Annotated in this window: 13 protein-coding genes and 1 pseudogene; 12 read left to right on the top strand and 2 right to left on the bottom strand. The window is 72.4% G+C overall.

What is annotated here, in order from left to right; genetic code table 11:
* Positions 1–134: 134 nt before the first annotated feature.
* The gene (locus tag ACFYZS_RS38620; protein WP_389023719.1) at positions 135–614 is read left to right on the top strand and encodes a VOC family protein; all 480 of its coding nucleotides are present in this window, start codon (positions 135–137) and stop codon (positions 612–614) included.
* Between the two features lie 65 nt (positions 615–679).
* On the opposite strand, the pseudogene ACFYZS_RS38625 reads toward ACFYZS_RS38620, so the two are convergent.
* Together ACFYZS_RS38625 and ACFYZS_RS38630 are read right to left on the bottom strand one after the other, a co-directional pair.
* Positions 680–1201, bottom strand: a pseudogene (locus ACFYZS_RS38625) (helix-turn-helix domain-containing protein); the annotation flags it as partial.
* A gap of 135 nt (positions 1202–1336) precedes the next feature.
* The gene (locus ACFYZS_RS38630; protein WP_389023722.1) at positions 1337–2470 is read right to left on the bottom strand and encodes a YihY/virulence factor BrkB family protein; all 1134 of its coding nucleotides are present in this window, start codon (positions 2468–2470) and stop codon (positions 1337–1339) included.
* 17 nt (positions 2471–2487) lie between these two features.
* Here ACFYZS_RS38630 and ACFYZS_RS38635 point away from each other — a divergent pair, with 17 nt between their 5' ends.
* The 11 genes from ACFYZS_RS38635 to ACFYZS_RS38685 form a co-directional block, all read left to right on the top strand.
* Positions 2488–4143, top strand: a complete 1656-nt coding sequence (locus ACFYZS_RS38635; RefSeq protein WP_389023725.1) for an acyl-CoA dehydrogenase family protein — start codon at positions 2488–2490, stop codon at positions 4141–4143.
* Positions 4144–4481: 338 nt separating this feature from the next.
* Positions 4482–5765, top strand: a complete 1284-nt coding sequence (locus ACFYZS_RS38640; RefSeq protein WP_389023748.1) for a GAF domain-containing protein — start codon at positions 4482–4484, stop codon at positions 5763–5765.
* Positions 5766–5778: 13 nt separating this feature from the next.
* Positions 5779–6342, top strand: coding sequence for a GNAT family N-acetyltransferase (locus ACFYZS_RS38645; RefSeq protein WP_389023728.1), 564 nt, complete (start codon positions 5779–5781; stop codon positions 6340–6342).
* 192 nt (positions 6343–6534) lie between these two features.
* Positions 6535–6618: a putative leader peptide gene (locus tag ACFYZS_RS38650; protein ID WP_351782709.1), complete on the top strand. Its 84-nt coding sequence runs from the start codon at positions 6535–6537 to the stop codon at positions 6616–6618.
* Between the two features lie 229 nt (positions 6619–6847).
* Positions 6848–8557, top strand: coding sequence for a nitrite/sulfite reductase (locus tag ACFYZS_RS38655; RefSeq protein WP_389023730.1), 1710 nt, complete (start codon positions 6848–6850; stop codon positions 8555–8557).
* Entirely contained in the window at positions 8554–8733 is a 180-nt protein-coding gene (locus ACFYZS_RS38660) for a hypothetical protein (RefSeq protein WP_030858032.1), read from the top strand. Before ACFYZS_RS38655 ends, ACFYZS_RS38660 begins: the two co-directional genes overlap by 4 nt.
* A complete protein-coding gene (locus tag ACFYZS_RS38665; RefSeq protein ID WP_389023733.1) occupies positions 8730–9428 on the top strand; it encodes a phosphoadenylyl-sulfate reductase in 699 nt (232 codons plus the stop codon). Before ACFYZS_RS38660 ends, ACFYZS_RS38665 begins: the two co-directional genes overlap by 4 nt.
* A gap of 44 nt (positions 9429–9472) precedes the next feature.
* Entirely contained in the window at positions 9473–10018 is a 546-nt protein-coding gene (cysC, locus tag ACFYZS_RS38670; RefSeq protein ID WP_327135746.1) for an adenylyl-sulfate kinase, read from the top strand.
* Positions 10015–10968, top strand: a complete 954-nt coding sequence (gene cysD / locus ACFYZS_RS38675; protein WP_389023735.1) for a sulfate adenylyltransferase subunit CysD — start codon at positions 10015–10017, stop codon at positions 10966–10968. The genes cysC and cysD overlap by 4 nt, the downstream gene beginning before the upstream one ends.
* 2 nt (positions 10969–10970) lie before the next feature.
* Positions 10971–12320: a sulfate adenylyltransferase subunit 1 gene (locus tag ACFYZS_RS38680; protein ID WP_389023737.1), complete on the top strand. Its 1350-nt coding sequence runs from the start codon at positions 10971–10973 to the stop codon at positions 12318–12320.
* A gap of 212 nt (positions 12321–12532) precedes the next feature.
* A partial coding sequence (locus ACFYZS_RS38685; protein WP_389023740.1) for an ABC transporter substrate-binding protein occupies positions 12533–12905 on the top strand: 373 nt, incomplete at its 3' end.

Genomic DNA, 12905 nt, shown 5'->3' on the forward strand with positions numbered 1-12905 from the left:
ACCGTAGCAAGTGCGCTCCGGCGCACGCCAACTCTTTTTCCGGCTTCTTTTCCCGCTGTCTTCCGGCCATCCGGGCCGGGTGCGTGTCCGATTCGTTCAAGACCGGCGGGCGGGGTCCCTCCTAGCCTGGCCGCATGACTTCCCGAACGACCCCTCGGACCGCTCCGAGGCTCGACATGATCGGACTCGTCGTCTCCGACATGGCCGCCTCGCTCGCCTTCTACCGCCGTCTGGGCCTGGACCTCCCGGCCGGGGCGGAGGACCAGCCGCACGTGGAGGCCGTCCTCCCCGGCGGGCTCCGGATCGGCTGGGACACGGAGGAGGTGATCCGCTCCTTCGACCCGTCCTGGACCCGCCCCGCCGGGGGCGACCGGCTGGGGCTCGCATTCCTGTGCGGGTCCCCCGCCGAGGTGGACGCGGTGTACGCCGAGCTGACGGAGGCCGGATACGAGGGCCACCTCGAGCCCTGGGACGCCTTCTGGGGGCAGCGCTACGCCGTCGTGCTCGACCCGGACGGCTGCGGGGTCTCCCTGTTCGCGGCCGCCGAGCCGTCGGCCGAACCCTCGGCGGAACCCTCGGCCGGTGCCTCGGACGGGGCTCCGGACCGGGCGTAGGCCGCCGCGTAGGCCCCCGGAGTGGTCCCGGCCAGCGCCCGCACCTCGCGGGCGAGGTGGGCCTGGTCGGCGTACCCGGCCCGGTGGGCCACCTCGGCCTGCGGCAGCCCCCGTCGGGACAGCTCCAGCGCCCGCTGGAGCCGCAGCACCCGTCCGAGCGTGCGGGGTCCGTAGCCGAAGGCGTCGAGGGAGCGCCGGTGGAGCTGGCGCGGCCCGAGGCCCACCGCCTGGGCCAGGGCGGCGACGGACTCCCCCGCGCGGAGCCCCGCCGCCACCCGTGCGGCGAGGGGGTCGGGCGGGGCGCTCCGCGCCGCGCGGCCGCGGGCGAGGCGCTCCAGCCCCGCGCCGGGGTCCTCGTACGCGCTCATGCGCGCGGCGAGGGTGCGCACCTGCGGCCCCGGCCAGAGGTCGGCGAGCTCGACCCGGCGGTCGCGCAGCTCGTGGGCCGGTACGCCGAGCAGCGCGGGGGCCGTTCCGGGGGCGAACCGCAGCCCGGCAAAGACCCCGCCCGGCACCTCCCCGGCGGGGTGCGGGCCGGTGTCGGGGCCGGCCACCAGCAGCCGCCCGCCGACCCACAGCAGGTCCATGCAGCCGTCGGGCAGCACGGGCCCGCCGGGGGCTCCGGTGCGCCGCCAGACGATCGCGCCGGGCACCAGCGGGGACGGCCGCTCCTCGTACACGGCAGCCACGTTACGCCGCACGGCCCGTCCCGTGCGGGTGGGTCAGTGCTTGCGCAGCCGGGCCGAGTAGTCCTCGGGCGGCAGGAACTTCGACCAGCGCTCCGGGAACTCGGAGGGCATCGCGCCGTCCCCCTCGTCGTCGTCCTCCGACTCGCCCTCGGCCAGGGCCCGCCAGGCGGCGGCGCGCGCGATCAGGCGCGCGGCCTCCGCCTCGCGGGCCCGCTCGTTGGCCTCGCGGGCCGCGGCGGTGGCCACGGACGGCCAGACGCGGTCGATGGCGGCGTTCACGGCCGCGCCGACGAGCACGGCGAAGGCGGACACGCCGATCCACAGCAGGACGGCGACGGGCGCGGCCAGCGAGCCGTAGATGGTCGGCCCCTCGACGGTGTTCGTGAGGTAGATCCGCAGCAGGAAGGAGCCGAGCACCCACATGGCGAGCGCCACGAGCGCGCCCGGCACGTCCTCGATCCACGGGGAGCGCACGGGCACGGACACGTGGTAGAGCGTGGTGAGGAAGGCGATCGACAGCAGCGTGACGATCGGCCAGTAGAGGACGGCGATCACCTCGGTGCTCCAGGGCACCCAGCGGACGACCGCGTCCGGCCCGGCCACCATCAGGGGCAGTACGACGGCGCCGATCACCAGGGCGACCACGTACAGCAGGAAGGACAGCAGCCGGGTCTTGACGATGCCGCGCTGGCCGTCGAGGCCGTACATCACGGTGATGGTGTCGATGAAGACGTTGACGGCCCGCGAGCCCGACCAGAGGGCGAAGGCGAAGCCGAGGGAGATCAGGTCCGGGCGGCCGGCTTTGGTGACGTCGTCGAGCATCGGTTTCGCGATGTCGTTGACGCCCCGGTCGGAGAGGACGGTGCCGACCGCATTGAGGATGTTCTCCTCGATGGAGGCCACGAAGGTGCCGCCCGTCCAGCCGTCCACGTATCCGAGCAGGCCGAGGAGGCCGAGGAAGAGCGGCGGCAGCGAGAGCAGCGTGAAGAACGCCGCCTCGGCGGCCAGGCCGAGGATCCGGTACTCGATGCACGAATTGACGGTGTCTTTCAGCAGCAGCCACGCCATCTTGCGCTTGGAGACGTTGCGGTACAGGGCACGGGCCCGGTGGAGTCGCCCGGGGACCCGCTCGTGGACCCGCTCGGGTGTTTCTTTTGCTGGCTGCACGTCCTTACGGTAGCCGCATGGCAGCCACCACCCACACAGTCACCAACCAGGCCCCTCCCCTGGTGGGCTACGACGTCTACGGCACCGACCGGGCGCTGCGCGAGGGCGTGGAGCGGCATCTGTCCGCCGCGGCGCCCGAACTCCTCGGCGAGGTGGGGGAGGAACTCCACGAACTCGGGCGGGCTGCGGGGTCGGCGCAGGCCCAGCGGTGGGGCGAGCAGGCGAACGGGAACCCTCCGCGACTGCGGACGCACGACCGGTACGGCAACCGGATCGACGAGGTGGAGTTCCACCCGGCCTGGCACCGGCTGCTGGGGCACGCGGTGGGCGCCGGACTGACCGACGCGTGGGGGCGCCCGGCCGGGCATCTGCGCCGCGCGGCCGGGTTCTTCGTCTGGTCGCAGGCGGAGGCGGGGCACGGCTGCCCGGTGTCGATGACCCATGCGGCCGTACCGGCGCTGCGGACGGATCCGCAGCTGGCGGCCGAGTGGGAGCCGCGGCTGACCTCGCACGCGTACGAGGAGGGGCTGCGGCCGGCCGGCCGGAAGGCCGGGGTGCTGTTCGGCATGGCGATGACGGAGAAGCAGGGCGGCAGTGACGTACGGGCGAACACGACGGCGGCCGTGCCGCTGGACGCGGCGGGCGAGTATCTGCTGACGGGGCACAAGTGGTTCTGCTCGGCGCCGATGTCGGACGGGTTCCTGGTGCTGGCGCAGGCCTCCCCCTCGGGGAGGGAGAGCCTGACCTGCTTCCTGGTGCCCCGCGTGCTGCCGGACGGGACGCGGAACGTGTTCGCGATCCAGCGGCTGAAGGACAAGCTGGGCAACCGGTCGAACGCGTCGGCCGAGGTCGAGTTCGACGGGACGTGGGCGCGGCGGGTCGGCGAGGAGGGGCGGGGGGTGCGGACCATCATCGGGATGGTCGCGGCGACCCGGCTGGACTGCGTGCTGGGCGCGGCGGCGCAGATGCGGCAGGCGCTGACGCAGGCCGTCCACCACGCGGAGCACCGCTCTGCTTTCGGAGCACGGCTCATCGAGCAGCCGCTGATGCGCAACGTGCTGGCGGACCTCGCACTGGAGTCGGAGGCGGCGACGACGCTGGGGCTGCGCCTCGCGGCCGCGTACGACGCCGGGACGGAGCAGGAGCGGGCGTTCCTGCGCATCGCGGTGCCCGCCGCGAAGTACTGGGTGACCAAGCGGTGTACGCCGATGGTGGCGGAGGCCCTGGAGTGTCTGGGCGGCAACGGCTACGTCGAGGAGTCCGGGCTGCCGAGGCTGCTGCGCGAGTCCCCGCTGAACTCCATCTGGGAGGGTTCGGGCAACGTACAGGCCCTGGACGTGCTGCGGGCGCTGCAGCGTGAGCCGGCGGCGCTGAACGCCTTCCTCCAGGAGGTGGGGCAGGCGCGCGGCGCCGACCACCGGCTGGATTCGGCCATCAAGGGGCTGCTGACGGAGCTCGCGGACCTGGAGGGCATCGAGGCGCGGGCGCGGCGGGTGGTGGAGCGGATGGCCCTGGTGCTGCAGGGATCGCTGCTGGTGCGCTGGGCGCCGCCGGAGGTGGCGGACGCGTTCTGCGCCTCGCGCCTGGGCGGCGACTGGGGAGCGGCCTTCGGCACGCTGCCGCACAGCCTGCATCTGGGTGCGCTGGTCGAACGGGCGCGGATCGCGGGCTAGGTTCCGGGTCCTGTCCCCAAACAGGTCCGAGCCGGGATCCGGGCCCGTTGACCGGGAGCAGAGGTGGCGCCGCGCCGACTCGGCACCACCCCTGATCCGAAAGCCCCGAGGAGGAGCTGTCACGCCGCGAGGCGACGTCCGGACAGTTTCGGTCGGGTGCCCGGGACTTGGCGAGAGTTGCATACCGTTGCAACCCTCTGAGTCCTCTGAGTTCTCGGCGTTCTCTGCGTTCTCGGTGTTCTCTGCGTTCTCTGCGTTCTCTGCGTTTCGTTCCGCACGGGGAGGTTCCGGTGGCCCACACCGCAGGCAGCACGGTCGATGTGGCACGCATCTCGGCCATGGACGCGCGGGAGGCCGCGCGTCTGCTCAAGGGGGTGCGGGCGGCCGCGCTGGCCGGGGACCAGCCGCCGGCGGAGCCCCGCCCGGAGATCGCCGAGTCCTGGCGCCGGATGCTGGCGGGCGGGGTGCACCCGGACCGGGACGCGCGCTCGCGGATGCTGTCGGCGGCCGAGACGGAGGAGCGGCGGCAGGTCTCGCCGCTGCGGGAGATCCTGCCGGTGCTGCGCGAGGGGCTGCTGCCCGCGCTGGACGCGGCGCTGCACATCATGGTCGTCGCCGACGCCGAGGGACGGCTGCTGTGGCGGGAGGGAGCCTCCTCGATCCTGCGCAAGGCCGACCGGCTCGGGTTCGCGGTGGGCGCCGACTGGGACGAGGCGGTGGTCGGCACGAACGGGGTGGGGACGGCGCTGGTGGCCCGCCAGCCGGTCCAGGTGTTCTCGGCGGAGCACTTCGTCTCCAGCCACCACGACTGGACCTGTGCGGGGGCCCCGGTGCGGGACCCGCGGGACGGGCGGCTGCTGGGCGTGGTGGACGTCAGCGGGCCGCTGGCCACCATGCACCCGGCCACGCTGGCCTGGGTGAGCTCGGTGGCCCGCCTGGCGGAGCGGGAGCTGCGGATCCGGCACCTGGAATCGCTGGAGCGGCTGCGGGCGGTCGCGTCGCCGCTGCTGGCCCGGCTGCCGGGGCAGGCCCTGGCCGTGGACCCGCACGGCTGGACGGCGGCGGTGACGGGGCTGGCCCCGGCGGACCGGATCGCACTGCCGAAGGGGTTCGGGCCGGGCCGGGTGTGGGTGGCCCAGCTCGGGGACTGCGTGGTGGAGCCGCTGCCGGGCGGCTGGCTGCTGCGCGTCGCGGAGGCTCCGGGCACGGGCGCGGCGGCGAGCCGGGTCGTGCTGGACCTGAGCCGGCCGCGCGTGTGGTCGGCCACGGTGTACGGGGCCGCCGGGAGCTGGTCCCAGGAGCTGAGCCCGCGCCACGCGGAGCTGCTGTTCCTGCTGGCGGAGGGTCCGCGGGGGCGGTCGGCCGCGGAACTGGCGGCGGAGCTGTTCGGGGACCCGACGCGGACGGTGACGGTGCGGGCGGAGCTGTCCCGGGTACGGCGGCACCTGGGCGGGGTGCTGACCCACCGCCCGTACCGCTTCGCGGACGACGTGGAGGTGGAGCTGATCCGCCCCGAGGACCCGGCGGCGCTGCTGCCGCACTCGACGGCGCCGGCGGTGGTCAGGGCCCGGCGGGGCCGTACGGGGGCCCGGGGGGCCGCCGAGCGCCGGCCGGGGGTGTGATTCCCTGACCTGCATGAGCACCATCGCACTCACCACGTGGTCCCTGGAAATGGCCTCGCCGCAGGATCTGGTCCGGGCGGCCGTCCCAGGGCCTGAGATCACTGTCCGGCGGGCGGAAGTCCCCTCGCCGGAGTTCAGCCGCTTCCTCTACGCCTCGGTGGGCGGTGACATCCACTGGACGGACCGGCTGTCGCTGACCCGGGCGCAGTGGGTGGAGCAGCTGGGCCGTCCCGGCGTGGAGACGTGGGTGGCGTACGAGCGCGGGACGCCGGCGGGGTACGTGGAGCTCGACCCGCAGGAGGACGGCGTGGTGGAGATCATGTACTTCGGGCTGCTCCCGGACTTCCGGGGCCGCCGCATCGGCGGCCACCTGCTGACGCTGGGCGTCGACGCGGCCTGGTCCCTGGCCGAGCGCTGGCCGGGACGCGAGGCGACGACCCGGGTCTGGCTCCACACGTGCAGCCAGGACGGCCCGACGGCGATGGACAACTACCTGCGTCGCGGCTTCAGGCTCTTCAAGACCGAGACGGAGCAGAAGGAGGACGGCCCCACCCCCGGCCCCTGGCCGGGCGCCTAGGGCCCGGGGGGACGGAGGACGGGGAAACGGGGCCGCGGCCGCGGCGCGGGCGCGATGGAGGGACTTCTTCCGGCCGCGCCCCGCGGCCCTCAGGGCGTGACCGGCGTCACGTCGTCTCGGAATGCGGGACTACATCGTCCGAATAATGGACAGTAGTGGACTCCTCCAATCGGCACATGACACGCTTCCGCCATGAATGGAGCTGGAATTGCCTTGGTGAGTCGGCGGCACGTCGACCTCGGCCGCATGTCCAGCGCCATCTGTTCGGCGCGCTGACGGAACCAGCCACCGCCGCGCAGCCCCGGCCCAGCGCCCCGCACACCGTCGTGGCGGGGGCGCCGCAGCCCGCAGTCCCCTGAAGGCAGAACACCGCCCTGACCACCGGCACAACCGGAGAATCGGGCGGCGATCGGCCGCACCTGCTCAGCGGCAGGGCTGATCCCAGGGGCACTCGCCGCCCCTCCCCCCGCCCTTGCAACGAGCCGCCGAAGAAGGACGTACCGCCATGGCCGCCACCCCCGAAACGACCGCAGCCGCAGCTCCCGCAGCCGCCGCGCGCCGCAAGACCGGCCGTCACCGCGGTGAGGGTCAGTGGGCCGTTGGACACCACACGCCCCTCAACGGCAACGAGCAGTTCAAGAAGGACGACGACGGTCTCAACGTGCGGACACGCATTGAGACGATCTACTCCAAGACGGGCTTCGACTCGATCGACCCCAACGACCTGCGCGGCCGCATGCGCTGGTGGGGGCTCTACACCCAGCGCAAGCCCGGGATCGACGGCGGCAAGACCGCGATCCTGGAGCCGGAGGAGCTGGACGACAAGTACTTCATGCTGCGCGTCCGCATCGACGGCGGCCGGCTGACCACCGAGCAGCTGCGCGTCATCGGCGAGATCTCGCAGGAGTTCGCGCGCGGCACCGCCGACCTCACCGACCGGCAGAACGTGCAGTACCACTGGATCCGGATCGAGGACGTCCCGGAGATCTGGCGCCGGCTGGAGGCCGTCGGCCTGTCCACCACCGAGGCCTGCGGTGACACGCCCCGCGTCATCCTCGGCTCGCCCGTCGCCGGCATCGCCCGGGACGAGATCATCGACGGCACGCCCGCCATCGAGGAGATCCACCGCCGCATCGTGGGCAACAAGGACTTCTCCAACCTGCCCCGCAAGTTCAAGTCCGCGGTCTCGGGCTCGCCGCTGCTCGACGTGGCGCACGAGATCAACGACATCGCCTTCGTCGGCGTGGAGCACCCCGAGCACGGCCCCGGCTTCGACGTCTGGGTCGGCGGCGGCCTCTCCACCAACCCCAAGCTGGGCGTGCGCCTGGGCACCTGGGTCTCGCTCGACGAGGTCCCGGACGTCTACGAGGGCGTCATCTCGATCTTCCGCGACTACGGCTACCGCCGCCTGCGCACCCGCGCCCGGCTGAAGTTCCTCGTCGCCGACTGGGGCCCGGCCAAGTTCCGCCAGGTCCTGGAGGACGAGTACCTGAAGCGCAAGCTGACCGACGGTCCCGCGCCCGCGCAGCCCAGCGGCCAGTGGCGCGACCACGTCGGCGTGCACCAGCAGCAGGACGGCAGGTTCTACGTCGGCTTCGCCCCGCGCGTCGGCCGCGTGGACGGCGCCACCCTGACCAAGATCGCGGACGTCGCCGAGCAGCACGGCTCCGGCCGCCTGCGCACCACCGCCGAGCAGAAGATGATCGTCCTCGACATCGAGGCCGACAAGGTCGACTCCGTCGTCGCCGCGCTGGAGGCGCTGGACCTGCGGGTCAAGCCGTCCCCGTTCCGCCGCGGCACGATGGCCTGCACCGGCATCGAGTTCTGCAAGCTGGCCATCGTCGAGACGAAGGCGCGCGGCGCCTCGCTGATCGACGAGCTCGAGCGCCGGCTGCCGGAGTTCGCGGAGCCGCTGACGATCAACATCAACGGCTGCCCGAACGCCTGCGCCCGTATCCAGGTGGCGGACATCGGTCTCAAGGGCCAGCTGGTCCTCGACGACGACGGCAACCAGGTCGAGGGCTACCAGGTCCACCTGGGCGGCGCGCTCGGCCTGGAGGCCGGCTTCGGCCGCAAGGTCCGCGGCCTCAAGGTCACCTCGGCCGGTCTGCCCGACTACGTCGAGCGGGTCGTCACGCGCTTCGAGGAGCAGCGCGAGGACGGCGAGCGCTTCGCCGCCTGGGTGACCCGTGCGAAGGACGAGGACCTCTCGTGAGCGAGCGCGCGGCCCCGTTCTACTGCCCGTACTGCGGCGACGAGGACCTGTTTCCGAACGAGACGGGTCACGGCGCCTGGGAGTGCAGGTCCTGCAACCGGGCCTTCCAGCTGAAGTACCTCGGGCTGCTGTCCCGGGGCGTCCGGTCCGACACCGCTGGAGGGGACGAGATATGACCACTGCTCAAGACGTGAGTCTCAAAGCCCTCGCCGAGCAGGCCGGACGCGACCTCGAGGACGCCTCCCCGCTGGACATCCTGCGCTGGGCGGCCGACACCTTCGGCAAGAAGTTCTGCGTCACCTCCTCCATGGAGGACGCGGTCGTCGCACACCTGGCCGCCCGTGCCTTCCCCGGCGTGGACGTGGTCTTCCTCGACACCGGCTACCACTTCGAGGAGACCATCGGCACCCGCGACGCGGTCGAGGCGGTGATGGACGTCAACGTCATCACCCTCACCCCGCGGCAGTCGGTGGCCGAACAGGACGCGGAGTACGGCCCGAGGCTGCACGACCGCGACCCCGACCTGTGCTGCGCGCTGCGCAAGGTCAAGCCGCTGGAAGAGGGCCTGACCGCGTACGACGCATGGGCGACGGGCCTGCGCCGCGACGAGTCCCCGACCCGGGCGAACACCCCGGTGGTCGGCTGGGACGAGAAGCGGCAGAAGGTCAAGATCTCCCCGATCGCCCGCTGGACCCAGGACGACGTGGACGCCTACGTGGCCGAGCACGGGGTCCTGACCAACCCGCTGCTGATGGACGGCTACGCCTCCGTCGGCTGCGCCCCCTGCACCCGCCGCGTGGCGGAGGGCGAGGACGCGCGGGCCGGCCGCTGGGCCGGACGGGGCAAGACCGAGTGCGGACTGCACGGCTGATGACCGACCTCATTTCTCTTATGAACGCGACGGAGAGCAAGCAGATGAGCGTGAGCGACCAGGGCGCCACCGTGTGGCTGACCGGGCTGCCGAGCGCGGGCAAGACCACGATCGCCTACGCGCTGGCCGAGCGGCTGCGCGCCGAGGGCCACCGCGTGGAGGTACTCGACGGGGACGAGATCCGCGAGTTCCTCTCCGCCGGGCTGGGCTTCTCCCGGGAGGACCGCCACACCAACGTGCAGCGGATCGGGTTCGTCGCCGAACTCCTCGCGAGCAACGGCGTCAAGGCGCTCGTGCCGGTGATCGCGCCGTTCGCGGACAGCCGCGAGGCCGTCCGCAAGCGGCACGCCGCCGAGGGCACCTCGTACCTGGAGGTCCATGTGGCCACCCCGGTCGAGGTCTGCTCCGAGCGTGACGTGAAGGGCCTGTACGCCAAGCAGGCGGCGGGCGAGATCTCCGGTCTGACCGGCGTCGACGACCCGTACGAGGCTCCGGACTCCCCGGACCTGCGCATCGAGTCGCACACGCAGACCGTGCAGGAGTCGGCTTCGGCCCTGCACGCGCTGCTCACCGAGAGGGGTCTGGCATGACGGCCACCGTCGCACACGTCCACGGGGCTGCGGACGATTCCCTGGGGTCCGCGCCCTACGCGCTCTCGCACCTCGACGCACTCGAGTCGGAGGCCGTGCACATCTTCCGCGAGGTCGCGGGCGAGTTCGAGAAGCCGGTGATCCTCTTCTCCGGCGGCAAGGACTCCATCGTGATGCTGCACCTGGCGCTCAAGGCGTTCGCGCCCGCGCCGGTGCCGTTCACGCTGCTGCACGTCGACACCGGGCACAACTTCCCCGAGGTGCTCGACTACCGCGACCGCGCGGTGGCCAGGCACAACCTGCGCCTGCACGTGGCCTCCGTCCAGGAGTACATCGACGCCGGCAAGCTGCGCGAACGCCCCGACGGGGTCCGCAACCCGCTGCAGACCGTCCCGCTCACGGAGGCGATCCAGCACCTCAAGTTCGACGCCGTGTTCGGCGGCGGGCGCCGCGACGAGGAGAAGGCCCGCGCCAAGGAGCGCGTCTTCTCCCTCCGGGACGAGTTCTCCCAGTGGGACCCGCGCCGCCAGCGCCCCGAGCTGTGGCAGCTCTACAACGGCCGCCACGCCCCGGGCGAACACGTCCGCGTCTTCCCGCTCTCCAACTGGACCGAGCTGGACGTGTGGCAGTACATCGCCCGCGAGAACATCGAACTGCCCGAGATCTACTTCGCCCACGAGCGCGAGGTCTTCCAGCGCAACGGCATGTGGCTGACGGCCGGCGAATGGGGCGGCCCGAAGGAGGGTGAGACGCCCGAGACGCGGCTCGTCCGCTACCGGACCGTCGGTGACATGTCCTGCACCGGCGCCGTCGACTCCGACGCCACCACGCTGGACGCCGTGATCACCGAGATCGCCGCCTCCCGGCTCACCGAGCGGGGCGCGACCCGCGCCGACGACAAGATGTCCGAGGCCGCGATGGAAGACCGCAAGCGCGAAGGGTACTTCTAGCCATGACCTCCACCACCGATCAGGTCGCCAACTTGGCCGACCTGGCTACGACCACTCTGCTGCGCTTCGCGACCGCCGGTTCCGTCGACGACGGCAAGTCCACCCTGGTCGGACGCCTCCTCCACGACTCCAAGTCGGTCCTCACCGACCAGCTGGAGGCCGTCGAGCGGGTCTCCGCGAGCCGCGGGCAGGACGCCCCGGACCTCGCGCTGCTCACCGACGGCCTGCGGGCCGAACGCGAGCAGGGCATCACCATCGACGTGGCCTACCGCTACTTCGCCACCGCCCGGCGCCGGTTCATCCTCGCCGACACCCCCGGCCACGTGCAGTACACCCGCAACATGGTCACCGGCGCCTCCACCGCCGACCTGGCCGTGGTCCTGGTCGACGCCCGCAACGGCGTCATCGAGCAGACCCGCCGGCACGCCGCCGTCGCGGCCCTGCTGCGCGTGCCGCACGTGGTCCTGGCCGTCAACAAGATGGACCTGGTCGGCTGCGAAGAGTCCGTCTTCGCCAAGATCGCCGAGGAGTTCACGGCCTACGCCTCCGACCTGGGCGTCCCCGAGATCACCGCGATCCCGATCTCGGCGCTCGCCGGGGACAACGTGGTCGAGCCGTCCGCGAACATGGACTGGTACGGCGGCCCGACCGTGCTGGAGCACCTGGAGACCGTCCCGGTCAGCCACGACCTCACCGCCTGCCCGGCTCGTTTCCCGGTGCAGTACGTGATCCGCCCGCAGAGCGCCGAGCACCCCGACTACCGCGGCTACGCGGGCCAGATCGCCTCCGGCGTGCTGCGCGTCGGCGAGGCCGTCACCGTCCTGCCGTCGGGCCGTACGTCGGTCATCGACGGGATCGACGCGCTCGGCGAGAGCGTGGACATCGCCTGGGCCCCGCAGTCGGTGACGGTCCGCCTGAAGGACGACATCGACATCTCGCGCGGCGACCTGATCGCGCCGTCCGCGAACCCGCCCGCCACCACGCAGGACGTCATCGCGACGGTCTGCCACGTCGCGGACCAGCCCCTCTCCGTCGGCGCGCGGGTGCTGCTCAAGCACACCACGCGCACGGTCAAGGCCATCGTGAAGGAGATCCCCTCGCGGCTGACCCTGGACGACCTGTCCCAGCACCCGGACCCCGGGCAGCTGGTGGCCAACGACATCGGCCGCGTCGTCGTACGGACCGCGGAGCCGCTCGCGCTCGACGCGTACGCCGACTCGCGCCGTACCGGGTCCTTCCTGCTCATCGACCCGGCGGACGGCACGACCCTGGCGGCGGGCATGGCCGGCGAGTCCTTCGCCTCCCAGGCCCGGACGACCGTCCAGGCGGACGACGAGGGTTGGGACTTCTAGCCCATGCTCCCCGACATCTACTCCACGTTCGCCAAGGAAGGCGGCCGCGTGGGCAGCGGCCAACTGGGCAGCGGCCAGGGAGGAGTGGCGCGATGTGCGCGATGACGTACGCGCACCGCCTGCGCGCCCTCACCCCCCAGCAGCTATACCTGTCCTTGCTCCACAGACGAAGACGTGCGTCATGAGCTGACGCTACGAGAGGAAGACCTCCCGTGCCTGCCACCGGTAACACCCGTACCCCGCTGTCCCGTTCCGCCGCCCGCCGCGGCGTCGCCGCCGCTGCCGCCCTGCCGCTGCTGATCGGCGTGCTCGCCTCCTGCGGCTACGGCTCCCAGGCCGACAAGCCCGAGGACAAGAAGGCGAACGCCGCGGCGACCGGCGACAAGAAGCTCTCCGCGTCCGAGGTGCGTATCGGGTACTTCCCGAATCTGACGCATGCCACGGCTCTGGTCGGTCTTCAGGAGGGGCTGATCGCCAAGGAGCTGGGTGGCACCGCGATCAAGCCGCAGTCCTTCAACGCGGGCCCCTCCGAGATCGAAGCCCTCAACGGCGGCTCCCTCGACATCGGTTTCATCGGCCCCTCGC

Origin of the sequence: Streptomyces sp. NPDC001903 (genome assembly GCF_042891345.1) — a bacterium.
GTDB lineage: Bacteria > Actinomycetota > Actinomycetes > Streptomycetales > Streptomycetaceae > Streptomyces.

What these genes read in the sequence shown, in the direction of transcription:
- ACFYZS_RS38635 (WP_389023725.1), top strand. Translation starts at nt 2,488, where the DNA reads ATGGCAGCCACCACCCACACAGTCACCAACCAGGCCCCTCCCCTGGTG.
- ACFYZS_RS38640 (WP_389023748.1), top strand. Translation starts at nt 4,482, where the DNA reads ATGGACGCGCGGGAGGCCGCGCGTCTGCTCAAGGGGGTGCGGGCGGCC.
- ACFYZS_RS38665 (WP_389023733.1), top strand. Translation starts at nt 8,730, where the DNA reads ATGACCACTGCTCAAGACGTGAGTCTCAAAGCCCTCGCCGAGCAGGCC.
- cysC (WP_327135746.1), top strand. Translation starts at nt 9,473, where the DNA reads ATGAGCGTGAGCGACCAGGGCGCCACCGTGTGGCTGACCGGGCTGCCG.
- ACFYZS_RS38655 (WP_389023730.1), top strand. Translation starts at nt 6,848, where the DNA reads ATGGCCGCCACCCCCGAAACGACCGCAGCCGCAGCTCCCGCAGCCGCC.
- ACFYZS_RS38680 (WP_389023737.1), top strand. Translation starts at nt 10,971, where the DNA reads ATGACCTCCACCACCGATCAGGTCGCCAACTTGGCCGACCTGGCTACG.
- ACFYZS_RS38620 (WP_389023719.1), top strand. Translation starts at nt 135, where the DNA reads ATGACTTCCCGAACGACCCCTCGGACCGCTCCGAGGCTCGACATGATC.
- ACFYZS_RS38645 (WP_389023728.1), top strand. Translation starts at nt 5,779, where the DNA reads ATGAGCACCATCGCACTCACCACGTGGTCCCTGGAAATGGCCTCGCCG.
- ACFYZS_RS38650 (WP_351782709.1), top strand. Translation starts at nt 6,535, where the DNA reads ATGAATGGAGCTGGAATTGCCTTGGTGAGTCGGCGGCACGTCGACCTC.
- cysD (WP_389023735.1), top strand. Translation starts at nt 10,015, where the DNA reads ATGACGGCCACCGTCGCACACGTCCACGGGGCTGCGGACGATTCCCTG.